The following is a 23,595-nucleotide window of genomic DNA, read 5'->3' as shown; positions in this document are numbered from 1 at the left end:
ATACAAAGGATTATGACGATGAAAAAACTAGCTACCCTGATCTCAGCAGCGCTACTAACTTCTACAGTTTCAGTCTCTGCTCAAGCGCAAGACACGATGGCAATTGTGTTGTCTACGTTAAATAACCCATTCTTTGTTACCATGAAAGATGGTGCTGAGGCGAAGGCAAAAGAGTTAGGTTACGATTTGATTGTGCTGGACTCGCAAAATGACCCAAGCAAAGAGCTGTCAAATGTTGAAGACTTAACCATTCGTGGTGTAAAAGCGATTTTGATTAACCCAACCGATTCTGATGCTGTTTCTAATGCCATCCGTATAGCTAACCGTTCTAATATCCCAGTATTAACGCTAGACCGTGGTGCATCTCGTGGCGAGGTGGTGAGCCATATCGCTTCAGATAACGTTGCTGGTGGTGAAATGGCAGGTAAGTTCATCATGGAAAAAGTAGGAGAGAAAGCAAAGGTTATCCAGTTAGAAGGTATTGCTGGTACCTCAGCGGCACGTGAACGTGGTCAAGGCTTCATGCAGGCTGTGGACGGCAGCAACATGGAACTACTGGCGAGCCAACCTGCTGATTTCGACCGCACTAAAGGATTGAACGTAATGGAGAACCTGCTAGCAGCAAATCCAAATGTTCAAGCGGTGTTTGCACAGAACGATGAAATGGCTCTAGGTGCACTTCGTGCAGTACAGGCATCAGGTAAAGATGTTCTGATTGTGGGTTTTGATGGCACAGATGACGGTATTGCAGCGGTTAATCGCGGTATGCTTAGTGCAACCGTTGCTCAACAACCGGATTTGATTGGTGCACTTGGTGTAGAAGTGGCTGCAAAAGTACTAAAAGGCGAGCAAGTGGAAGCAAGCATTCCTGTGCCGCTAAAAGTCGTGACTAAGTAATCGGTGTTAGCTTCCTGCTACTTATTGTAAGTGGCAGGAAGATTTCCACACAGTAGCTTTAATTAAGGATTTGCAGTTCATTATCTTTAATTAAACCTATTTCCCTGAAATAAATGTTGGTTGATGAATAACCGAGGATAACCGTATGAATAAGTTAGTGGTATTAGGTAGTGTCAACGCTGACCATGTTCTTCAAGTGCCTTCATTTCCGCGTCCTGGTGAGACGCTACATGGTCACAACTATCAAGTGATCCCTGGCGGAAAAGGTGCCAATCAGGCGGTAGCAGCTGCGCGTCTGAATGGCGATGTTGGTTTTATTGCGTGTGTAGGTGATGATTCGTTTGGTATCAATATTCGAGAAAGCTTCAAGCTTGATGGGATCAATACTCAAGGCGTAAAAATGCAGCCGAATTGCCCAACAGGCATTGCGATGATTCAAGTGGCTGAAAGCGGCGAGAATAGTATTTGTATATCTGCTGAAGCCAACAATTATCTCACCGAAGAACGGATTGAAACGGATTTACCAGCGATTCGCGCTGCCAAATTCTTGCTTACTCAATTGGAGACGCCTCTAGATGGTATTGAAAGAGCGGTGCAGGTGGCAAAAGAAGCGGGGACGAGTGTCATCTTAAATCCGGCACCAGCAAAAGAGCTTCCGCTGAGCTTGCTGAAAAGTATTGATGTGATAACGCCGAATGAAACGGAAGCTGAAGTGCTGACTGGCATTGCAGTAACGGATGAAGTCTCAGCGCAAAAGGCGTCGAATGCTTTGCATCTCAAAGGTATTGAAATTGTTATTATTACCATGGGTTCTAAGGGCGTATGGTTAAGCCAAAATGGTCGTGGGGAGTTGATAGCGGGTTTCAAAGTAAATGCGATTGATACGACCGCCGCGGGCGACACATTTAATGGTGCATTTGTCACTGGCTTGTTGGAAGGTATGCCGATAGAATCGGCGATCAAGTTCGCGCATGGGGCTGCAGCCATCAGCGTGACCCGATTAGGTGCCCAAACTTCCATTCCGCGTCGGAATGAGGTTGAAGAGTTCTTAGCTAAGCATTAAAGGAGCACGATAGCATGGCAACCATGAAAGATATTGCCAGATTGGCCGGTGTATCTACCTCGACTGTAAGTCATGTTATTAACCAATCTCGTTATGTGAGCGAAGAAATTTCTGAGCGGGTTAACCGTGCCGCTCAGGATCTCAATTACACTCCTTCGGCTCTTGCTCGCAGCCTTAAAATGAATCGAACTAAGACACTTGGCATGTTGATGACTACTTCAACCAACCCTTTTTTTGGTGAAGTCGTTAAAGGTGTTGAGCGCTGCTGCTATCAGAAAGGCTACAATTTGATCCTTTGTAATACTGAAGGTGATCACCAACGGATGAAAACATCGATCAATACGTTGTTGCAAAAACGAGTTGATGGAATGATTTTGATGTGTTCTTCGCTGGAAGGTGAACGCATCGATATTTTTGATAAGTACCCAGACGTACCTGTTGTGGTGATGGATTGGGGACCAATGCTATTCACTAGTGATAAAATTCAAGATAATTCACTGTATGGTGGTTATTTAGCGGCGAAGTATCTTATCGATTGTGGGCATACTCAGATTGGTTGTATCACGGGACCTTTGAATCGTCATCAAGCACAAATGCGTTACGAAGGCTATAAACGTGCCATCAACGAAGCTGGATTAGAGTTTCATCCTAATTGGATAGTTGAATCTAATTTTGAGTGTGAAGGTGGTTATGAGGCTTTCAATCGTATTCTTGATAAAGGCCCGTTACCAAGCGCAATTTTTGTCTGTAATGATATGATGGCAATGGGGGTAATGAACGCCGCTCATGAGAAAGGTCTTGTTGTTCCTGACGATTTTTCCATCATTGGTTATGATGATATTCACATTGCCAAGTTCATGTCACCACCACTCACTACCGTACATCAGCCCAAATATCGCCTTGGTCAGGCGGCGGTAGAAACACTGCTGAACAAGTTAGAGAATGAATCTAGGGATCCGATTGTGGTTCAGCTTGAACCTACGTTGGTCGAAAGAAAAAGTGTCGATACTGTTAAATCGACGGTGAAATAATCTTGTCAGGGGCGTAATTCTAATCGTCCCGTTATCTTCTATCTTTTAGTCTAGTACCATACTTAAGTTTATATCCGCATTGCTTATCTAGCGCGAAATGCTCATCTTTTTTAGACTTAAAATTTGTATTTCAATAAGTGGTATCGTTTTTTATTCAAAGTGTTGACCCAGTACACATTCTGCTAAAAAAGCAACGATGCTGCCATGTTGTTCGTTTTTCTTGTTAGTTAAAAAGTTTAGTATTGCGCTCGCTCATTCACTCTATTTATAAAAGTGTTGATAAACGAATATAAAAGATATGGATATAATATGAAAAGAACAACTCTCGCAGTGGCATGCGCTCTTGGCGCATTTTCAGCATCTTCAATGGCAGCTTCACATGTAGCTGATGCTCGCAGTAACGCAATGGGTAATACGGGCGTAGTCTCTGCCGATTATTTACTCGCTCCATTCCATAACCCTGCGCTAGGTGCTCTTCATCGTGATAACGATGATGTCGGTATCTTAATCCCTGCAATTGGTATCAATGTGCACGATAAAGATGAATCAATTCAGACTATTGATGATGCACAAGATCTGTATGACCGTGTTGTTGCTGGAAGTAATCCAGCAGATATCGCTCAACTAGATAAATTATTGGATGATCTAGATGGTAACGCGCCAATAGCAGCCACTGGTGGTGTTAATTTCGCGGTTGCTATTCCAACCCGTGCGTTGTCAGTTAATGTCTTTGCCGGTGGTTTTACAGAAATAATTGCAGCAGCAGAAATTGACAATAACGTTGATCCAGAAGTTCGATATGACAATTCTAAATTTGAAATGGCAGCTTTTGGCGTGACAGAAGTGGGTGTATCGCTATCAAAGAGTTTTAACTTCGGTGAGCAAGGTATTGCGTTTGGTATTTCACCAAAGTATCAAGAACTAATTACTTATTCGCAAAGAGATAAGATCGACAATTTTGACCTAGGTGAATATGACAAGAGTGAGCGCAGCGAAACCGCTTTTAATATGGATATGGGTGTTGCATGGCATGCTGATGCTTGGCGTGCCGGCCTAGCAATGAAAAACTTGTTTTCTCAAGAAATTGGTACTGAAATCGGTAACTACACGTACGAGCTAAACCCACAAGCGACAATAGGTTTGGGTTATATCGGTGAGTTATTTACCGCGAGTATGGATTTCGATTTAACCAAACAGAAGCGTTTTAAAGAGCTAGATGATGATACGCGCTTTGTTCGTTTTGGTATGGAAGCCAATGCATGGGGTTGGGCACAACTTCGTGCAGGTTATGAAATGGATCTAGAAGACACGCTTGATGATTCAATCACAGCAGGTATTGGTATTAGCCCATTTGATGCAGTCAGTTTTGATGTGGCGGGTTCTTACGCTGGTGAGAACCAATTCGGTGCATCAGCAAACCTAGCGTTTACATTCTAAACTGTTTCTAACTTTGGTATGAGAGTATAAGAGCGACTGATGAGGTCGCTCTTTTTTTATCTACAGTGATTTTTGTTAACGTTTTGTTATCAATAACTGAGAGCTAGATCCTTCCTTCGCTCATTTATATCGCTTACTTTATAGACAGTGTTTATTTTTCTTACTCGTTTCATACTGATAGAAACCGTATGGGTTAGTGAAAGGATAAGCAGTTGGTAGAGAAACCGGTCTGCATGAAGTGTTAATTTTTGTTGTAACTCATGCCAGCGGTATTCATGGAGATGGCGAATAGAGCGCCTAGCTTACGGTTAACATGGAGAGTCACAGATGAAACTTTCAATATTGGGCAAAAGTTTAGCAATAGCAGCATGTATGGGTTTTGCTAGTTCAGCGGTTGCAGAGGATAGAAGTTACATTCTTTCGACTGCGTCTACTGGTGGCACGTATTACCCCGTTGGCGTTGCTTTAGCAACATTGAGTAAGGTTAAGCTTACGCCCAAATACAAATTTTCGTTGTCTGCAATCAGCTCGGCAGGATCGGGTGAGAACGTAAAACTGCTCAATGAGAATGAAGCTCAGTTTGCGATCTTACAAGGCTTATATGGTGCATGGGCATGGAATGGCGAAGGACCTTACAAAGCTCGCCAAGATGATATCCGCTCTGTTTCTATGCTTTGGCAAAATGTAGAGCACTTTATTGTACGCAGTGAACTGGCGAGCAGCGGTACAGTGTCTGATCTCAATAATCTAAAAGACAAAAAGTTCTCTATTGGCAAGAAAAACTCGGGAACTGAAAACTCTGGTCGTCAAATTATGAAGGGCTTAGGCGTCAATGCCGATAGTTTCAATTTAGCTCACATGGGTTACGGAGGCAGTGCAAGCGCACTACAAAATGGCACCATTGATGGTATGAACACGCCTGCTGGGGTACCTGTTGGTGCTGTAACGCAGGCATTTGCGGCATTAGGTGATGGTATCCAGATATTGTCTTTCACCGACGAACAAATCAAGCAAGCTAATGGTTCATACAACTTATGGACTAAGTATGAAATTCCCGCGGGTACCTACCCGAATGTCGACAAAGCAATAAATACGATAGCGCAGCCAAACTTTTTAGCGGTTCGACACGATGTATCTGATGAAGATGTGTATGAGCTAACCAAAGCTATATACGAGAACCTAGCATTCTTGCAAGGTATTCATAAAGCGACTAAAGCGATGGCACTGGAGAAGGCGATCGCTGGGTTACCAGTCCCACTTCATCCGGGAGCGGCTAAGTATTACCAAGAGATGGGAATTGAAGTGCCAAATTTTTTGATACTTCAATAACCCAATATGAAATGCCTCAATATCTCTGTATGGGTTGTTGAGGCATCTTGTCCCTCATTGATAATGGAGTAATTATGAGTGACGCCCAAGAAGTAGAATTGAGCCAATTCGAGCTCGCAACAAGAAAAGATATTAAATGGCTGACGGCAACCGTTACTACTTTTGGTGTCATGCTGTCATTGTTACATATCTGGTTTAATACCTTTTCCACCATCTCAGAATTATGGATTTCCGCCACTCACTTTGCCGGTTTCGCTGTGATATGCGCGCTTTTGTATCCCGCTCACCGAAGTCTATTACATAACAAGTGGGCATTAGGTATTGATATATTGATGGCATTGGCGGCTATCGCTTGTCTTATTTACCTCCCTTTAGCCGAAGATGCTTTGTATCAACGTGGCGTTAAATTTGTTACCAGCGATTGGGTATTTGCCATTCTGGCTATTGTGATTGTGACTGAACTCATTCGCCGCACCATGGGTTGGTTTATCCCCACATTAATTATTATTTGCCTGAGCTACGTCGTGTGGTGGGGTAAGTGGGCAACTGGCATTTTCCACTTTCCAGGTTTGAGCTTAGAGACCCTCCTATACCGCAGCTTTTATTCATCTGAAGGAATGTTTGGTCCAATTGCTCGAATTAGTTGGAGTTTTGTTTTTATGTTCATCCTCTTCGGCGCCTTTTTAGTCCGTTCTGGCGTAGGGGATTACATTATTAATGTTGCCCGTGCAGCGGCAGGAAAAATAATTGGCGGACCGGGATTTATTGCCGTTATTGGTAGCGGCTTGATGGGGTCTGTTTCAGGTTCAAGTGTTGCCAACACAGTTTCAACTGGCGTGATCAGTATTCCGCTCATGCGCAAAGCGGGTTTCCCAGCAAGATTCGCGGCTGGTGTTGAAGCGGCTGCCTCTACTGGTGGGCAACTTATGCCGCCAGTTATGGGAGCAGGGGCGTTTATTATGGCGTCTTACACCCAAATTCCTTACGTTGATATTATCGCCGTATCCTTCATGCCAGCCTTGATCTACTTCCTTTCAGTCGGCTTTTTTGTCCGTATCGAAGCTAAGCGTAGTGGGGTACAAAAGATCACTGTTTCTGAGCAATCTTTGTTTAAGGTATTGCTGTCTGGGTGGCATAACCTGATACCACTTGGTGTGTTAGTGACCCTGTTGGTGCAAGGTTTTACGCCTACTTACGCCGCTGGGCTTTCTATCATTTCTGTAGTGGTTGCTAGTTGGTTCTCGAAAGAGCACAAAATGGGTCTGACTGCGATTATCGAAGCGTTAGCGCAAGGTGCACGCAATATGGCGACAACTGCGGTGTTGTTGGTTGGCATCGGTTTAGTCGTAAATGTGATCAGTACGACTGGGATTGGCAATACCTTTTCGCTCATGATAGATAATTGGGCGGGAGGTGAACTTCTCATTATGCTGGCATTGATTGCCTTAGCATCATTGGTTCTTGGTATGGGTTTACCGGTAACCGCTGCGTACATTGTGCTTGGTACACTGTCGGCACCTGCGTTGTATAAATTGTTGGCAGAACATCAGTTGATATCGTTATTAATGGCTGGCGAGCTCCCAGAGCAAGCTAAAGCTATTTTTATGCTGGCGGCACCAGATAAATTAGCGTTACTTGATGCCCCTATGCTTGAACATACGGCCAATGAATTGGTGGCTCTGGTTCCTGCAGATTTTATGAGTATGTTGCTTGAACAAGCATTAGGCGCTGAAGCGGTCGCGTTGGCATTGCTCTCGGCACACTTAATCATATTTTGGCTCTCACAAGACAGCAATGTTACCCCACCTGTGTGTTTGACCGCATTTGCTGCGGCAACGATTGCCAAAACTCCGCCAATGAGAACTGGGCTAATGGCATGGAAAATAGCCAAAGGATTGTATTTAGTCCCGATGTTGATCGCTTATAACGGATTGGTTAGTTGGGATATTAGCCATGTACTGCAAGTTGGAACATTCGCGATAATAGGGACGTATGCACTCATTGCAGCGATTGAAGGGTATTTAGAAGCTCCCCTGAATTGGTTGATGAGAGTGTTGATGTTGATAACAGGTGTGTGTTTAGTTTGGCCTGAACTCTCGATAATTGTTAGGTTGGCGGCGATTGTGGTGTTTATGGGTACGTTCATTTATAGCCGACAGCAGGCTCCAGCCGTTGTCGTTTCTTCGTGAACGCTCTTAGTTATTGCCTTGTAGTAATAACATGATTCTGTAGGCATAAAAAAAGGGAGCAATAATGCTCCCTTTTTCAATTGATTAGACCAGATTAGTCTTCGCTGCGAGTCGGACGACCGTTACTACGGTTGCCACGGTTTTCGCTGCTACGGTTACGATCGAAACGACGTTCGCCATCACGGTTTGCACCAGCAGAAGCACCATCACGGTTGCCACGGTAACCGCCGCCATCGCGATTGCCACCAGCTGCTGCACCATCACGGTTACCACGGTAGCCGCCACCATCGCGGTTGCCACCAGCTGCTGCGCCATCACGGTTACCACGGTAGCCGCCACCATCACGGTTGCCACGATGACCGCCGCCTTCGCGGTTACCACGATGACCGCCACCTTCACGGTTGCCACGGAAGCCACCGTCACGACGTGCACCGCCGCCATCACGACGACCACCACCATCACGACCACGAGGTTCGCGGAAGTCGTTAAAGTCACAGATAACTGCACCAACTTCTTTTTGACGGATACGTAGTTTGTTTAGTTTACCAGCGGTTTCTGAGTCCATAGCTTTTGGAAGCTGAACGTAAGTTTGACCTTGGTCTAGCTTGATAGCACCGATAGAGCCTTTAACAAGACCTAGTTCGTTTGCTAGTGCACCAACGATGTCTTTAACTTGAACGCCTTGCTCACGACCAACTTGTAATTGGTAAGTATCCCAATCTTGAGTGCTGAAGCTACGACCACCTTCACGACGACCACCGTCACGACCACCTTCATCACGGCGATCTTGGCGACGTTGCTTGTCACGAGCAATTGCTTCTACCATTGGGTCTTCGCCAATGTAGAACAATGGACGTTTGCCTTGCTGACGTTTAAGAAGAATCGCGGCAAGAGTTGTAGCATCAATTTCTAGAGATTCTTGTAGTTTTTCAACTAGTTCAACAAACTTCTCTAGTGCTTTGTGTTCTGTTTCAGCTTGAAGCTCAGCACCTAGTTTAACTAGACGCGCTTGAGCAACAGCATCACGTAGAGGCAGTTGAATTTCTTCCATAGAAGATTTAGTCACGCGCTCGATAGTGCGTAGCATACGGATTTGGTTAGAACGAACCAATAGGATCGCTTTACCTTTACGTCCAGCACGGCCAGTACGACCGATACGGTGGATGTAAGACTCAACATCGAATGGGATGTCGTAGTTAAATACGTGAGTAATACGAGGAACGTCAAGACCACGAGCAACAACGTCAGTTGCAACTAGGATATCGATTACGCCAGATTTGATATGGTCAACAGTACGTTCACGTAGTGACTGAGGGATATCACCGTGCAGTGCTGCAGCTTTAAAGCCACGAGCAGATAGCCAATCAGCTAGGCGTTCTGTATCTTGACGAGTACGAACGAAAACGATTGATGCATCAGTTTCTTCAGTTTCAAGCATACGAGACATTGCTTCGTCTTTCTCTACGCCTTTAACAACCCAGAACTGTTGCTCAACTTTATCAACGGTGTGGTTTTTACCTGCAACGTCAACCATAACTGGCTCACGTAGGAAGCGCTCAACAATCTTTTTCAGCATTGGAGGCATAGTTGCAGAGAATAGAACGCGTTGCGCAGTAGATGGCGCGTGTTCCATGATAGCTGTTACATCGTCAACAAAGCCCATGTTCAACATTTCATCTGCTTCATCAAGAATGAAAGTGCGAACTTCGTCTAGGTGTAGACGATCACGGTTGATAAGATCTTGAACACGACCAGGAGTACCTACGATTACATGTGCACCGTTCTTAAGCGCGCGCATTTGGTCAACAATAGAAGTACCACCGTAGATCTCAAGAACTTTAAGACCAGAAATGTTCTTACCTAGGTTCTTCATCTCAGCCGCTACTTGAATCGCAAGCTCGCGAGTAGGAGCAAGTACGATAGCTTGAGGTTTATGCTGAGATAGATCTAATTTGCTCAATAGAGGCAGTGAGAATGCCGCTGTTTTACCTGTACCTGTTTGAGCTTTACCTAGAGCATCTGCGCCCGCAAGAAGGTGCGGGATTGCTGCTGCTTGGATAGGCGTAGGAGAAACAAAACCCATGCTATCAAGAGCTGAAAGGATGGCGTCATTTAGTGCTAAGTCACTAAATTGAATTACAGTATCTGTCATTGGGATCCCATTAACAAAAAAAAACAAAAGGTCCCACGAGCTCTACCAATTCCAATACCAATCCAGATTGAGTTGATTCCGTTCAGATGCGGAAAAGTGTTAAATCGCATCAAGCCGCTAGGGACATAAGGGAGGCGGATTATTCACTAAAAGCACAAAAAAAGCTAGAAAAAATTGAAATTCATCACAAAAATTTCTTTCTAAAGACGAAATCGTCTCTTTTATCGTCGCAGTTGTGATAGATCGTTGTCATTTTACTCAATTCTAGGCATCAAATTCGTGAACAAAGTAGTGCTTTCTATAGCTTGGCTATAGTGCCAATGTTATAGTATGCGCAATTTTACAAGCTATATATAGAGTTAAGATGTTCCAAGATAACCCATTACTGGCACAGCTCAAGCAGCAAATTCAAGAAAACCTACCTAAGAAGGAAGGCACAATCAAAGCAACGGAAAAAGGCTTTGGTTTCTTAGAAGTGGATAGTAAAACCAGTTTTTTTATTCCGCCACCTTATATGAAGAAATGCCTGCATGGAGACAAAGTAAAAGCGATCATTCGTACAGAGAATGAACGTGAAGTGGCTGAGCCTGAAGAGCTATTGGAACAAAACCTAACTCGATTTATCGGGCGAGTAAAAATGTTCAAAGGCAAGTTGAATGTTACGCCTGATCATCCACAATTGAAAAAACAATCGCTAAAAGCAAAAGTGAAGAAGGGTATTAACCCGAACGATATCGCTGAAGGTGATTGGGTCGTCGCTCATTTAATTAGCCACCCATTAAAAGGTGGTAATGGCTTTTTGGTCGAGATTTCCGAAAAGATCACCGATGCAAATGACAAAATTGCCCCGTGGTGGGTCACTTTGGCTCAGAACGATCTACCAAACAGCGAGCCGGAAGGCATCGACAATTGGGAAATTAAAGACGATGCGGATTTAGAACGCATCGACATGACACATGTACCTTTTGTTACTATCGATGGTGAATCAACCAAAGATATGGATGACGCGCTTCACGCGCAGAAGCTTGAAAATGGTGACTTTGCTCTTACTATCGCCATTGCTGATCCTACTGCTTATATCACTGCAGACAGCGACATGGATAGCGTAGCGCGTCAGCGCGGCTTTACTATCTACTTACCGGGTCGCAATATTCCAATGCTGCCACGCGATCTTGCCGATGAGTTGTGCTCACTGATGCAAGACGAAGTGCGTCCTGCGCTTTGTTGTACGGTAACAGTAGATAAAGACGGTGTTATTGGCGACGACATTAAATTCTTCGCCGCTAACATTAAATCCCATGCTCGTCTTGCGTACGATCATCTTTCAGATTGGCTAGAAAACGGTGAATCACCGGTTTGGCAACCAACAGACGAAATCGCTCAGATCGTACGTGATCTCTATGAATTCTCGTTAGCTCGAGCTGGTTGGCGTGAAAAGAACGCTGTGGTATTCCCAGATCGCCCAGACTACCGCTTTGAGCTGAGTGAAGATAATGACGTGATCGCAATTCACGCGGATATGCGTCGTAGCGCAAATCGCTTAGTTGAAGAGTCGATGATCACCGCTAATATCTGTGCAGGTAAAACACTACAAGCTACGTTTGGCTCTGGTGTATTTAACCACCACGCAGGCATTAAACCTGAAAAGATTGCTGAAGTAGTCGAAATGGTCAACCCACAAGGTGATCTGCCATTTACTGCAGAATCAATTGCGACTATCGATGGCTTTGCCGCACTGCGTCGTTGGTTAGGCGAGCAAGATAGCAGCTACTTAGACAACCGAATTCGTAAAATGCAAACATACAGTGAGATGGGTAACCAGCCACTACCGCATTTCGCTATGGGGCTAGACATTTACGCGACATGGACTTCTCCAATTCGTAAATATGGTGACATGATCAACCACCGTATGCTTAAAGCGCATATTCTTGGTAAAGAACCAGAACAAACAGCGGATGATACCGTCGGCGAAGAGCTGGCTTTACATCGTAAGTACCACAACATGGCTGAACGCAACGTATCTGACTGGCTATATGCTCGTACCTTGGCTGAAGAGCCAGCAAAAGCGACTAAGTTCAGTGCGGAAATCTTTGATATTAATCGTGCTGGAATGCGTGTTCGTCTATTGGTGAATGGTGCTGCGGCATTTATACCAAGCTCGTTGATCATGGACAACAAAGAGCGTATCGAGAGCAATGCTGATAACGGTAGTGTTTCGATTGATAAACAGGTTGAATTTCGTTTAGGTGACACACTAGAAGTGGTATTGGTGGATGTTAATCAAGAAAACCGTAACATCGTAGCAAAGCCAACGAAAGTGTTTACTGCGCCCGTTGCTGAAGCTGCTGAACTGCCAGTAGCGGAGACGCCAGCAGAATAATATAGATAAGCGTTTATCGTATCTGAATATAAATCCCCTGAATTAACTTGTAGTTCAGGGGATTTTTTTATGAAGTGAGTTATACACATCATACTTGAAGTTGCAGCGGTGTTGGCTATGTTCGTGCGCCCCAATCACATAGTTCACCTATGCTCAGGGGACTTTCTTACTTGCCGTCTACCTGCACCTTCAAGTTTCTTGGGTATACCCGTCATACTTGAAGTTGCAGCGGTGTTGGCTGTGTTCGTGCGTCCCAATCACATAGTTCACCTATGCTCAGGGGACTTTCTTACTTGCCGCCTACCTGCACCTTCAAATTTCTTGGGTATAGCTCGATTGAGAATATGGTCAATACTTATGATTTAAATTGAACATAAGATTATCAATTTGATAGTGAACTCAAATGGAATTAGGGGCGTGGAATGGATATAGAGCAGCAACAGCGGCTAAAAGAAAAACTGGAAAATGATCTGAAAATATTTAAGCAACATCGCTACACGTTACAGCTCGCGACAGTGAATGCCCAAGGGTATCCGAACGTGAGTTATGCACCATTTGTTCAAAATCAGCATGGTTACTTTGTACTGATCTCTGAGTTAGCTCGGCATACGCAGAATCTATTGGTTTCGCCATATGTATCTTTAATGATGGTTGAAGATGAGGCAAACAGCCGGCAGCTATTCGCACGTGTTCGTCTCACTTTTGATGCCACTGCTCAGGTCGTAGAGCGCCATTCTGATCTATGGCGAGAGGTTATTTCTCAAATGGAAGATAGACACGGCGAGATAGTGTCAGGGTTAACTGAGCTACAAGATTTTATGCTGTTCCGTTTTATGCCAGAAAAAGGTCTTTTTGTTAAAGGTTTTGGACAAGCTTATCCTGTATCAGCGCAAGAATTGGTTGATGCAGCACCTTTACTTCAAGGGCATCGCAGTATAAAAAATCAACTGTCGTGACTATATTTCAAATACAGTTCTTTGGCTGTAGAGTTTTGTCATTACATTCAGAATAAAGAACTAAAATTGTCTTTGAACGCAATTGTAAGCCCAACCTTAAAGTTAGATTTAGGTTTAACATTAAGGATTGAAACAAATAACTAACAAACTTGTTTTATTACATTAAACCATGCACTTATTGCTAGTATTTTTGATTTGAGACGTAAAGTGATCGTATGCTTTCAGTTAGCCAAATGAAAACTTAGAATCATGTCGCAATTGGTTGCTTTCTGAAAAAGAATAATACAAACTACAACTAAGGTTTCTTTCAGTTTCTTCAATAGCACATTTAACTGGTATTAATTAAATGTTAAAGCTGAAAATACTGAGATACTTGAATTATCGAGTTTCTTGCTCAGAGCTGATTGGTCGGAGGAATTCAATCGGAGTTGGGTGAGGACTATTAAAACGATAAAGGCGACCCTAAGGTCGCCTATATGTATCGTTACTTAACAATCTTGGTTTGGCCGCCGATCAGTTAAGTAGCGTGCAAAATTGGCGTTACGCATAGCTGGCTGTTAGCTTCGATTCCTTACTATGTCTACTAACAGTTTTTGTAACCTGCCTGAGCTTTGCTCAGGCTTTTTCTTTTGCACCTCCGATACTAATTACATCATCCATTTAGAAATAGTCGTGTCCACATTCAATGCGATGTGGTGCAAAGATTCGTGTTTGTAGTATGGAATATTGTTAACTTAGACGACAGTATTTGTGATTGGGCTCATCCTTCGATACGCTGTTAGAATTCGCGATTTGATGGAGCACATCCTACGTATTGCAATAGCACGTAGAGGCTTTCTTGGGAAAGTGCGACACGACGAAATAGATCGGCGAATGTGGTATCCCCGCCGAAGCATGCCTGTATGTAATAGTTGATCTGCTGCTCGTCATACCCTTCAACATACATAGTGCGTACCCATTGGTATTCAACCGCTTTTAGGTCAACGAGTGTATTCTCATCCAATGTTGTTTCTTTGATTCCCAAGCTTGCATTCCTTCAGAAGAATTTAAGCTGGGATTTAATCAAAGGTTGATGAAAGAAAAATGACAGGAGTTAAAGTTTTACTCGGTCTTACATACCTTTAGAGACAGATTGTATTTTAGCTTAGGGATTATTTTAGGTATTTTACGTGTGCTTCCATCTCTTCACCAATCTGCTTACGCATATTCATTAGTCGAATCGCTGATTCGCGTAGCTCAATATCTTCTGGCGTTTTTGGTAACCATTCAGGCACTTTTGTCGTTTTCCCTTCTTCATCTACCGCGACCATGATAACGATACAGTGGGTGGTTAAACGGTTAGCTAATTCTTTGGGATCACTGGCTTGAACATCAATCGCTATGTGCATTGAGCTACTGCCGGTATAAATGACTTTGGCGCTGACTTCTACCAAATTGCCCACATGAATTGGCGAGACAAAGCGAATACCACCAGCATATACTGTGATGCAGTATTTTCCACTCCAACCTGCGGCGCATGCGTAGGCTGCTAAATCGATCCACTTCATGGCAGCGCCACCATGGACTTTGCCACCAAAGTTTACATCGCTTGGTTCAGCTAAGAAGCGTAACGTTACGTCCCTTTGTTGCTTGCTCATAGTGCTACTCCCTGACATAAATGAGTTACTTATCAATATAACAAGGTTACTGGTGCCGAATCCAATATTTCATTGCTTAAATTCCATCAGATGGCAGTGATTTGATGGCTATCCTATTTGCCAACTTCTTCAAACTCACCCTCGATGACACGGTGACTACCGCTCGCTTGGTCAGTTTGGGCGTGCTGCGCTTTTTCAGCTGCTTTGAGTAGTCGTCTACCTGTAATTGCACCAATGATGGTTAAAGGGATAGCAATGAGCAGCCCTCCAATCAAAACGATAAAGCCAGTGATGAGAGCCAAGAATGTGTTCAGTATGCGGACCATGTATGTAACCTCATTAGTTAGTCAGTCGTTTCAAAGTGAAAAATGAAAGTTGTTCACGCTGTTTAAATGAGTGAGCCTCAGAATACGATGGATTAGATGAATTGAACATGAATATGTTTATAAGGTTATAACGGTTTTTTCTGCCTATGCGTACTAAAAAAGCCACTTCAAATGTGAAGTGGCAAATATAAAGTGTTACTTATAATGATTATATTGTGGAGATTTTATAATCTAAGCGAGGGTGTTGTAGCGAACGCCCATCATCTGTTCCATACAGTGGACAACTTGGCAGCTGTAGCCGAATTCGTTGTCATACCAAATATAAAGTACACAGCGTTTGTCTTGTGCAATCGTTGCTGCACCATCCACCACACCAGCGAAGCGAGAACCAACCAAATCGGTGGATACTACTTCGGTCGAATCTGTGTAGTCAATTTGCCCAGCCAATTCAGATTTCAACGACATGTCACGTAGGTAAGTGTTTAACTCATCACATTCGACTGAATTGGCAAGGTTGAGATTAGCCACTGCCATTGACACGTTTGGCGTTGGAACGCGTATCGCGTTGCCTGTTAGCTTCCCAGTGAGTTCAGGAAGTGCTTTTGAAACCGCTTTCGCTGCACCAGTCGAGGTTAATACCATGTTCAATGAAGCGCTACGACCACGCCTTTCACCAGTGTGGAAATTGTCGATTAGATTTTGGTCATTGGTAAATGAATGCACAGTTTCTATGTGACCAGAGTCAATACCATAACGGTCATTGACGGCTTTGAGTACCGGAGTAATGGCATTGGTGGTACAGCTTGCTGCCGATATAATCAAATCTTCTGGTTGAATGACCTGCTCGTTGACGCCGAATACAACGTTCTTGATGTCACCTTTACCAGGCGCGGTCAGTAGCACTTTTTTAGCACCTTTCGAAGATAGATGTTTGCTTAGACCTTCACTGTCACGCCATACGCCGGTGTTATCTACGATCAGCGCGTCGTTAATGCCATATTGTGTGTAATCGACATCTTCAGGTTGGTTTGCATAGATGATTTGAATGTAATTGCCATTGGCGATAATCGCTTTACGCTCTTCATCGACGATAATGCTGCCATTGAATTGCCCATGAACTGAATCACGTCGTAATAGGCTAGCTCGTTTTTGAAGATCGCCATGCTTACCGCCACGCACTACGATCGCGCGCAGTCGTAGTGGATAGCCAGGGCCACTTTTTTCGACAAGTAGACGAGTTAACAAGCGACCTATGCGACCAAAACCGTACAATACAACGTCTTTTGGTGTCCCAACACCTTCGCCATTCATCGCAGTGACGAGTGCCGAGTGAAGAAAGTCTTTTAGTGTGTGTGTATCACTATTGTTCTTCCAGAACTTATCCGCCAGTTGACCGACATCTATCTTGCAAGGTGATAGAGGCATATCCACTAGAGCTTGGATTAAAGGCAAAGTTTGGGTAGGGGTTATAGTAGTACCACTATAATGCCGAGAGAGTCGATGGGTTTTAATAATGTCTATGGTTGGGGCATTAATTAAGGTTTTGCCGAACAATAATACTTCAACCCCTTTTTGGCGATATAGTTGACCGAGTAATGGCGAGATTGTTTCGGCAACCGTTTGGTTCGTTTGCCAGTCGAGAAGATGTTTTTCAGGACTCATTGAGCTTAGGACCTTTTCACGTTTTGAGTTGAGCGTCCACCTCATGGAATGAGGCAGTGAATTTGTTGTAATTTTTATGTGGCAGAATTGTAATGTCCGGACCCTTATTCTGCTAGGAAAAATAATTGCCATTGGATCGCCTGAATAGTGTCATTTTCATTCGTTTAAATGGTGAATTAATGCGCGTAATCGCTAATTGACATTCCCAAACTGAGGTGCTTATTTTTAGTTAAAAAACACTTAATCGATCTTGGTGTGTTGAAACAATGCAACAACAAGTTTGTTAATGAGATCTGTGATAACAAATCAACATATTCGGTAATAATCAGCATGCGTTATCGGAAAATTGACGTGCAGGTGGCAGTAATGGCATCGAGGGGTAGGAGTGAGAACGGCTTTGTGAGTATATAAATGTGAGTTAGTTAACGTTTTTACGGTGGCGAGATTCAGTTCGTAGTCTCTATTCTGCCCTGCGGCTGTACATTAAGCTTGGTAAAGGGGTTATGTAGTGAATGGATTTATACCCGTCATACTTGAAGTTGCAGCGGTGTTGGCTGTGTCGTGCGCCCCAATCACATAGTTCACCTATGCTCAGGGGACTTTCTTACTTGCCGCCTACCTGCATCTTCAGGTTTCTTGGGTATAGCGCTGCTTCAGTAACAAAAAAAGCAGCGCCTATGGCTTAGCGAGCCGATTGTGCGAGATCTTCTAACGGTAACCAGTTTACCGCGACGCCAGCCTGCAAAAACATCTCTTGGCTGATTTCGATTTTTTCACCCCATCGGGATAGAAAATCTTCAGTTTGCTCTGGGCAATGTACCGCAGAAATACCCGTTTGGATTATTTTAGCAGCGCAGTTTGGGCAAGGAAAATGTGTTACCCAAATTTCGCAGGAATCTAAATCTCGCTTAGCAAACAGAATCGCATTTTCTTCCGCATGCAGTGTTTTAAGATACTTCATCTCACGATCATCAGTTATTGCACTGTCAGAAATTCCATGTGGATAACCATTGAAGCCAACTGAAACAATACGGTTTTGTTTGGTAATGACAGCACCAACTTGTGTTGATGGATCTTTACTCCAGGAGCCAACAAGTTCTGCCATCTGGTAAAAGCGTTGTGCCCATTTCGAGATCATTGCGTTTCCTCAACAAGAATAGTAATTAGAAATTTAAAGTGGACTTCAACTCAATTTGAGTGAAGAGATATCCACTTGCTAGATTTAATATTATCCCACTTTTTAAAGGGTTAGTACCTAGTTTAAGCTTGTTTCATACAGAAAAAGTGCAATTAATAGCCAAGAGCGAGTATTTGTCTCGAGCATTTTGTATGTTTGACTTGTAAGAGATATCTCACAAGAATGTGAGATTTCAGCACGAAGTTGGTGAGGGAATTGCTCGGAGTTTTACTTAAGTAATTGAATTTAAACGATTGCATGTTGTTTTTGGTTATTTTCTATTGAAGCTAAATCAATTGGTATATTGTCCCTTTAGGGGAAATTGTTTAAATTAAAGGTGTCGGCAGGATGCAGACACGGAACAGGAAAGACCCAAGGATTGGTCATCTTCAGGAAGAAGATATAGTTATCTAGGAAAGATGGCTAGCATGGAAAGCAAAGGACACCGCTAGGACAGTGATGTTAAGGAAATGCTGAAGGAATCAGCGTGCTATCAAGGATTTGATGCAGGGAGCACTTTTAGTAGCTGGATCGCTGCGAGTAAGAATAAACCCCGTTAGGCTTTGCCTAGCGGGGTTTTCTTATTTAAGTGACCAATACAAGTTAATGAATTTGCTGCATAAGTGTTAATTGAGAGATGCGCAGTAGTAAATGCTTTTCATTTAAGTACAATGTTGGCAGCTTTCAATAAGGAGATAAATAATGAAACTTCGTTACTTGCTTTCGATTACAACACTATTTGCAGCAGCATTTTCAGCCCAAGCAAGCGCCAGCTGTGAAGTGACTCTTGAAGCAAACGACATGATGAAATTTTCAACGGATATCATCAGTGTGCCAGCAACCTGTGAAGAAGTGTCTATCACACTCAAACATACGGGAAGCCTTCCTGCCGCTTCAATGGGGCATAACATTGTTATTACAGATACAGCGAATGTTCAGAGCGTAGGTACTGAAGGGATGAGTGCTGGCATCGACAATAGCTACATCAAGCCGGGCGATGATCGCGTGTATGCTTTTTCTAAAGTTATCGGTGGCGGTGAGCAAACGACGCTTACTTTCAGCACAAGTAGCCTAACATCTGGTGGTGACTATACTTTCTTCTGTTCGTTCCCAGGGCATTGGGCGATTATGAAAGGTAAGTTTGAATTTAAATAATCGTTGAAACTATATTAATTTGACTAAAACGCCTCACTTTGTGAGGCGTTTTTCATTGAATCATACCCAGCTAGCAGTGGTGTTTATTTCACTGTCCATGTGACAGTTTCACCTGCTTTAATTGGTACTACAATGTCAGTACCAAATGGCATGCTCGCAGGGACAGCCCACTCTTCTTTCGTTAGAGTTACCATATCAGTATTGCGTGGAATGCCGTAGAAGTCAGGACCATTGTGGCTAGCGAATGCCTCTAAGTTGCCCAATTTTCCTTCTTGTTCAAAGACCTCTGCATACAGCTCAAGCGCGGCATGTGCTGTGTATGATCCCGCGCACCCACAGGCCGCTTCTTTCATACCTTTTGCATGTGGTGCTGAATCGGTACCTAAAAAGAATTTCTTGTTACCGCTGGTCGCAGCCTTCACCAAAGCTTGTTGATGTGTATTGCGCTTTAGAATTGGTAGGCAGTAGAAGTGAGGCTTAATCCCGCCAACCAACATATGGTTGCGGTTATACATCAAGTGATGCGCTGTGATGGTAGCTGCAACATTATCACCTGCATTTGAGACGAAGTTTGCCGCATCTGCTGTCGTAATATGTTCAAGCACAATCTTTAGCTTAGGGAAGTCGTTGACGATCGGTGCCAAAACGGTATCTAGGAACTGCTTTTCGCGGTCGAAGATGTCTACATCGTGATGGGTCACTTCGCCATGTATCAACAACAACATGTCGACTTCTTGCATTGCTTCTAACACAGGGTAAATGTTCTGAGCAGAGGTGACGCCTGAATCTGAATTGGTCGTAGCACCGGCAGGATAAAGCTTTGCAGCAACAATTTTGCCAGATGCTTTTGCTTTGTGGATTTCATCAACTGTTGTGTTATCTGTTAGGTATAGCGCCATCAAAGGCTCAAACTGAGCGCTTGGTTTTTCAGCCATAATTCGATCACGATAGGCAAGAGCCATTTCTGTATCGATAATTGGTGGGATAGTATTTGGCATGATTAGCGCACGGCCGTTATAACGGCTGATATCTCGCACGGTATCTTTAAGAACTTCGCCATCGCGAAGGTGAACGTGCCAGTCATCCGGACGAGTAATCGTAATAGTTGTCATGTTAGCTCCCACCATGAGTTTGTTATCTGATTGGAGCCTAAGTCGATGGTCTGCATGTGCAAATCAGTGTGCTTAGGCGACAGGATGATAGAGGAAAGCGTGGGTGATTTCATCTCATTTTTATTTTATCGGTTATCTTTGCCCAACAAATAGCTAAACGTTTGCGTTATAGTGACAGACAATGCAACCGAGAGATAAGAACAGCAACCACATAATTATTACTAAGGAATAGCAATGACAGCCACAACCCTCTCACAAATTAATGTATTTCCTGTCAAGTCAGTTGGTGGTCTCGCTCTATCAACGGCATGGGTTGAAAAGCAAGGTTTGATGTTTGATCGTCGCTTTATGCTGGCATTGTCTGATGGCTCTATGGTGACAGCGCGTAAATATCCGCAAATGGTCAAAATTAAATCGGTTCTTAGTCCGGATGGTTTGCGTTTTACTGCTCCTGATCGTCATCCTCTCATCATTCGCTATAAAGAATTCAAGATGCAACCGACTTGTGCAACGGTGTGGAAAGATACTTTTGAAGCTTACACCACCACTGATGAGGCGAATGACTGGTTCAGCAGCGTTGTTGGCAAGAAAGTGGAGTTGCTGTACAGCGGAGAACAATCCACTAGGGTCAGGGAGATGCTTGGTCACAACGTGAGTTTTGCCGATGGTTATCCGCTACTTATTATCAGCCAAGGTTCGTTGGATGAATTGAATGCCCGTAGCCAAGAGTTGCATAGCATGGAGCAATTTCGAACGAATCTTATTGCCTCAAGCCGCGAACCATTTGTAGAAGATAGCTGGAAGCGTATCCGTATTGGCGAGGTGGAGTTTGAAGCGGTTAAACCGTGTGAGCGCTGCATATTAACCACAGTGGATGTGCAAAGCGGTAAGTTCAGACCAAGCAAAGAGCCATTAAAGACGCTATCAGAATTTCGAGCTAACGAGTTTGGCGGTGTGTTTTTTGGGCAAAACTTAGTGGCAAAAAATGAAGGGGTAATTTGCGCCGGTGATGAGATCGAAGTGCTTGAGTATAAAGAGAAAGAATATTACACAGACAAGTCACCCAAGATACATTCACTAAAGTGTGTGGAACGAGAAGAAACTGCTCGAGATTTTATTACCTTTTGGCTGGAGAGTAATCAAAATTTATCATATAAGTCTGGGCAACACCTTCCGATTCTGGTTGATATTGATGGTGAGAGTATCTCGCGCCGCTATACCTTATCATCGTCGCCATCTCGTCCAGATAAAATCGCTATTTCAGTAAAGAAAATAGCGGGTGGTCGCGTCTCAAACTGGCTAGCCGAACATTTACAAGTAGGTGATGCACTAAGCTGTCAATCGCCTGATGGCGTCTTTCACGGGGAAGATCATCACAATAGGTCAACTCTGCTGCTATCTGCAGGAAGTGGCGTAACGCCGATGATTTCAATGCTACGCTTTATGGCCGATCAGCAAACACTGGATGATGTGGTGTTTTATCATCAGTGCAGTATCGAGGAAGACATACCTTATCGGGAAGAGTTAGAGCATCTATCCCAGCAACATGCGGGGCTCACTATCCTTATTTCATTATCACAAGCACCACTGAATTGGTTTGGTTTAAAAGGTCGTTTAAGTGCGATGCATTTAAAGCAAGTTAAAGACGTGTCTCAACGAGAGGTGTTTGTATGTGGTCCGGAAGGGTTTATGCAGCAGGCAAAATCATTATTGATTCAAGCTGGATTAAGCCCAAATCAATACCATCAAGAAGCCTTTACTGCTGAGCGAGTTGAACATCACGTTGAGAAATCACTCAAGGTCACAATTAATGGTTACACATTTATCGGTGACAATCAGGGGTCGGTTTTAGAACAGGCCGAAAACGCAGAGATCCATATATCGAATAGCTGCAGAGCTGGGCTTTGTGGAGCTTGTCGGGTAAAAGTAGTCAGTGGGGAAGTGAGCCACCCTGAAGCACCTGCGCTTGCACATATTGATGTCGCCGGTGGTGAAGTCTTAGCTTGTTGTGCCGTGCCTCGTACTGATGTGAAAATCTGTTATTAGCCTTCCAGCTTTGCCGTTGTGATGAAGTGCGCTAGTTGGGTCTAGCGCACTATTACCTAAACCCATTAGCGAGTTAAACCAGAGCACAAACCATATTAGGCTAGATCGTTATTGAGTATATTGGACTCTATGTTGTCTTTCTTACCGCGTTTTAGTTGTGCCAAAATTACACCACTAATAACCATAATACCGCCGACAAAATGGTAGAGATGAACGGTTTCTCCCAATAAGAGCACCGCTAGCGTTACCGCCACTACCGGTAATAAATTCATGAACATAGCGCTATTATCTGCTCCAATGACATCTATGGATTTTATCCACATCCATGGTGCCGCAATTGAGGCTGCTATTGAGGCGAATAGTATTATAGGCATAGCCTCGCTTGGTGGTAAAAGCTGATCACTGGTTAACCAAATAGGTGCCAGCATCACCATTGCAGCTAAACCCTGCATATAGATTAGGATGGTGTTGGGTAACTGCATTTTCCAGCGTTTAATCAGCACGCAATACATAGCGTATGCAAGAGAGGCCACTACCATTAAAGCATCGCCGGGAGTGATTTTTTGCGTTAAGAAAAACAGCATGTCTCCCTTACCAAGCATATAGGCTAGCCCCACTAAAGCGATGATCCCACCCAAAATACTATTACGTGAAATAGGTTTACCCAACAAAGGCACACTGATAAAGATACTCATCAGAGGAACCAATGCGGTAATCAGCGACATGTTTGACGCCGTGGTTGTCAGTGCTGCGTAGTAACCACAAGATTGGTTAATCACCATGCCTAAAAACCCGAGAAAGGCGAGCTTACCTAAATGCGGTTTGATATCGCACCAAAGGCGAACCACCTTAGCTAAGCAAAATGGCGTTAAAATAAAAATCGCAAATAGCCAGCGATAGAAGCTCATTGCACTCGGTTCAATGATCGTGGCAGCCATCTTACTGGCAATGGCATTCATCCCCCAGATGAAAACGGTGAGTATAGGGAGTAGGTAGATCATGTGAGATTCATCGCATTGTTAAGGTGGCGGGTAGTTTCTCAGGTC

18 protein-coding genes are annotated in these 23,595 nt (G+C 43.8%); 10 read left to right on the top strand and 8 right to left on the bottom strand.

Going from position 1 to position 23,595, the window contains the following annotated elements; translation table 11 throughout:
* The first annotated feature begins 18 nt into the window (after positions 1–18).
* The 6 genes from rbsB to L4C38_RS07305 all read left to right on the top strand — a co-directional run bounded on the left by rbsB (position 19) and on the right by L4C38_RS07305 (position 7,946).
* Positions 19–897, top strand: coding sequence for a ribose ABC transporter substrate-binding protein RbsB (rbsB, locus tag L4C38_RS07330; RefSeq protein WP_428796884.1), 879 nt, complete (start codon positions 19–21; stop codon positions 895–897).
* A 145-nt stretch (positions 898–1,042) separates the two neighbouring features.
* The gene (gene rbsK / locus L4C38_RS07325; RefSeq protein WP_428796883.1) at positions 1,043–1,960 is read left to right on the top strand and encodes a ribokinase; all 918 of its coding nucleotides are present in this window, start codon (positions 1,043–1,045) and stop codon (positions 1,958–1,960) included.
* Between the two features lie 14 nt (positions 1,961–1,974).
* Positions 1,975–2,991, top strand: a complete 1,017-nt coding sequence (locus L4C38_RS07320; protein ID WP_428796882.1) for a substrate-binding domain-containing protein — start codon at positions 1,975–1,977, stop codon at positions 2,989–2,991.
* A gap of 309 nt (positions 2,992–3,300) precedes the next feature.
* The gene (locus L4C38_RS07315; RefSeq protein WP_428796881.1) at positions 3,301–4,428 is read left to right on the top strand and encodes a conjugal transfer protein TraF; all 1,128 of its coding nucleotides are present in this window, start codon (positions 3,301–3,303) and stop codon (positions 4,426–4,428) included.
* Positions 4,429–4,755: 327 nt separating this feature from the next.
* Positions 4,756–5,757 (top strand): TAXI family TRAP transporter solute-binding subunit, encoded by a 1,002-nt coding sequence (locus L4C38_RS07310; protein WP_428796880.1) that lies wholly within the window; start codon positions 4,756–4,758, stop codon positions 5,755–5,757.
* A 74-nt stretch (positions 5,758–5,831) separates the two neighbouring features.
* Positions 5,832–7,946: a TRAP transporter permease gene (locus tag L4C38_RS07305; protein ID WP_428796879.1), complete on the top strand. Its 2,115-nt coding sequence runs from the start codon at positions 5,832–5,834 to the stop codon at positions 7,944–7,946.
* 94 nt (positions 7,947–8,040) lie between these two features.
* Here L4C38_RS07305 and L4C38_RS07300 read toward each other — a convergent pair whose 3' ends face one another.
* Positions 8,041–10,098: a DEAD/DEAH box helicase gene (locus tag L4C38_RS07300; protein WP_428796878.1), complete on the bottom strand. Its 2,058-nt coding sequence runs from the start codon at positions 10,096–10,098 to the stop codon at positions 8,041–8,043.
* Between the two features lie 364 nt (positions 10,099–10,462).
* Here L4C38_RS07300 and rnb point away from each other — a divergent pair, with 364 nt between their 5' ends.
* Positions 10,463–12,478, top strand: a complete 2,016-nt coding sequence (gene rnb, locus L4C38_RS07295) for an exoribonuclease II (RefSeq protein ID WP_428796877.1) — start codon at positions 10,463–10,465, stop codon at positions 12,476–12,478.
* Positions 12,479–12,900: 422 nt separating this feature from the next.
* On the top strand, positions 12,901–13,434 hold the full coding sequence (gene hutZ, locus L4C38_RS07290) for a heme utilization protein HutZ (RefSeq protein ID WP_428796876.1): 534 nt from the start codon (positions 12,901–12,903) through the stop codon (positions 13,432–13,434).
* 778 nt (positions 13,435–14,212) lie between these two features.
* Here the strand turns inward: hutZ and L4C38_RS07285 are convergent.
* The 5 genes from L4C38_RS07285 to L4C38_RS07265 all read right to left on the bottom strand — a co-directional run bounded on the left by L4C38_RS07285 (position 14,213) and on the right by L4C38_RS07265 (position 18,197).
* Positions 14,213–14,458, bottom strand: coding sequence for a hypothetical protein (locus L4C38_RS07285; RefSeq protein ID WP_428796875.1), 246 nt, complete (start codon positions 14,456–14,458; stop codon positions 14,213–14,215).
* A 127-nt stretch (positions 14,459–14,585) separates the two neighbouring features.
* Positions 14,586–15,071 (bottom strand): acyl-CoA thioesterase, encoded by a 486-nt coding sequence (locus tag L4C38_RS07280; protein ID WP_428796874.1) that lies wholly within the window; start codon positions 15,069–15,071, stop codon positions 14,586–14,588.
* Between the two features lie 113 nt (positions 15,072–15,184).
* Positions 15,185–15,397, bottom strand: coding sequence for a hypothetical protein (locus L4C38_RS07275; RefSeq protein ID WP_428796873.1), 213 nt, complete (start codon positions 15,395–15,397; stop codon positions 15,185–15,187).
* A gap of 231 nt (positions 15,398–15,628) precedes the next feature.
* The gene (locus L4C38_RS07270) at positions 15,629–17,059 is read right to left on the bottom strand and encodes a glyceraldehyde-3-phosphate dehydrogenase (protein ID WP_428796872.1); all 1,431 of its coding nucleotides are present in this window, start codon (positions 17,057–17,059) and stop codon (positions 15,629–15,631) included.
* A 682-nt stretch (positions 17,060–17,741) separates the two neighbouring features.
* Complete coding sequence (locus tag L4C38_RS07265) at positions 17,742–18,197, bottom strand: dCMP deaminase family protein (protein WP_428796871.1); 456 nt, start codon at positions 18,195–18,197, stop codon at positions 17,742–17,744.
* 741 nt (positions 18,198–18,938) lie between these two features.
* On the opposite strand from L4C38_RS07265, the gene azu reads away from it, so the two are divergent.
* Entirely contained in the window at positions 18,939–19,391 is a 453-nt protein-coding gene (gene azu / locus L4C38_RS07260; RefSeq protein WP_428796870.1) for an azurin, read from the top strand.
* 83 nt (positions 19,392–19,474) lie between these two features.
* Here the strand turns inward: azu and pyrC are convergent, their stop codons facing one another.
* On the bottom strand, positions 19,475–20,503 hold the full coding sequence (gene pyrC, locus L4C38_RS07255; protein WP_428796869.1) for a dihydroorotase: 1,029 nt from the start codon (positions 20,501–20,503) through the stop codon (positions 19,475–19,477).
* 234 nt (positions 20,504–20,737) lie between these two features.
* Between pyrC and L4C38_RS07250 the strand changes: the two genes are divergently transcribed.
* On the top strand, positions 20,738–22,549 hold the full coding sequence (locus L4C38_RS07250) for an MOSC N-terminal beta barrel domain-containing protein (protein WP_428796868.1): 1,812 nt from the start codon (positions 20,738–20,740) through the stop codon (positions 22,547–22,549).
* A gap of 95 nt (positions 22,550–22,644) precedes the next feature.
* On the opposite strand, the gene L4C38_RS07245 is transcribed toward L4C38_RS07250, so the two are convergent.
* Positions 22,645–23,550 (bottom strand): DMT family transporter, encoded by a 906-nt coding sequence (locus L4C38_RS07245; protein ID WP_428796867.1) that lies wholly within the window; start codon positions 23,548–23,550, stop codon positions 22,645–22,647.
* Positions 23,551–23,595: the final 45 nt, after the last annotated feature.

This window comes from Vibrio kasasachensis (genome assembly GCF_050337565.1).
In the GTDB taxonomy this organism is placed as follows: Bacteria; Pseudomonadota; Gammaproteobacteria; order Enterobacterales; family Vibrionaceae; genus Vibrio; species Vibrio kasasachensis.
The sequence above is the reverse complement of the archived record's forward strand: the minus strand, read 5'-3'. Positions and strand labels throughout refer to the sequence as shown.

Excerpts from the sequence above, each read along its gene's own strand:
- rbsB (WP_428796884.1), top strand. The coding sequence starts at position 19 with ATGAAAAAACTAGCTACCCTGATCTCAGCAGCGCTACTAACTTCTACA.
- rbsK (WP_428796883.1), top strand. The coding sequence starts at position 1,043 with ATGAATAAGTTAGTGGTATTAGGTAGTGTCAACGCTGACCATGTTCTT.
- L4C38_RS07320 (WP_428796882.1), top strand. The coding sequence starts at position 1,975 with ATGGCAACCATGAAAGATATTGCCAGATTGGCCGGTGTATCTACCTCG.
- L4C38_RS07315 (WP_428796881.1), top strand. The coding sequence starts at position 3,301 with ATGAAAAGAACAACTCTCGCAGTGGCATGCGCTCTTGGCGCATTTTCA.
- L4C38_RS07310 (WP_428796880.1), top strand. The coding sequence starts at position 4,756 with ATGAAACTTTCAATATTGGGCAAAAGTTTAGCAATAGCAGCATGTATG.
- L4C38_RS07305 (WP_428796879.1), top strand. The coding sequence starts at position 5,832 with ATGAGTGACGCCCAAGAAGTAGAATTGAGCCAATTCGAGCTCGCAACA.
- L4C38_RS07300 (WP_428796878.1), bottom strand. The coding sequence starts at position 10,098 with ATGACAGATACTGTAATTCAATTTAGTGACTTAGCACTAAATGACGCC.
- rnb (WP_428796877.1), top strand. The coding sequence starts at position 10,463 with ATGTTCCAAGATAACCCATTACTGGCACAGCTCAAGCAGCAAATTCAA.
- hutZ (WP_428796876.1), top strand. The coding sequence starts at position 12,901 with ATGGATATAGAGCAGCAACAGCGGCTAAAAGAAAAACTGGAAAATGAT.
- L4C38_RS07280 (WP_428796874.1), bottom strand. The coding sequence starts at position 15,071 with ATGAGCAAGCAACAAAGGGACGTAACGTTACGCTTCTTAGCTGAACCA.
- L4C38_RS07275 (WP_428796873.1), bottom strand. The coding sequence starts at position 15,397 with ATGGTCCGCATACTGAACACATTCTTGGCTCTCATCACTGGCTTTATC.
- L4C38_RS07270 (WP_428796872.1), bottom strand. The coding sequence starts at position 17,059 with ATGAGTCCTGAAAAACATCTTCTCGACTGGCAAACGAACCAAACGGTT.
- L4C38_RS07265 (WP_428796871.1), bottom strand. The coding sequence starts at position 18,197 with ATGATCTCGAAATGGGCACAACGCTTTTACCAGATGGCAGAACTTGTT.
- azu (WP_428796870.1), top strand. The coding sequence starts at position 18,939 with ATGAAACTTCGTTACTTGCTTTCGATTACAACACTATTTGCAGCAGCA.
- pyrC (WP_428796869.1), bottom strand. The coding sequence starts at position 20,503 with ATGACAACTATTACGATTACTCGTCCGGATGACTGGCACGTTCACCTT.
- L4C38_RS07250 (WP_428796868.1), top strand. The coding sequence starts at position 20,738 with ATGACAGCCACAACCCTCTCACAAATTAATGTATTTCCTGTCAAGTCA.
- L4C38_RS07245 (WP_428796867.1), bottom strand. The coding sequence starts at position 23,550 with ATGATCTACCTACTCCCTATACTCACCGTTTTCATCTGGGGGATGAAT.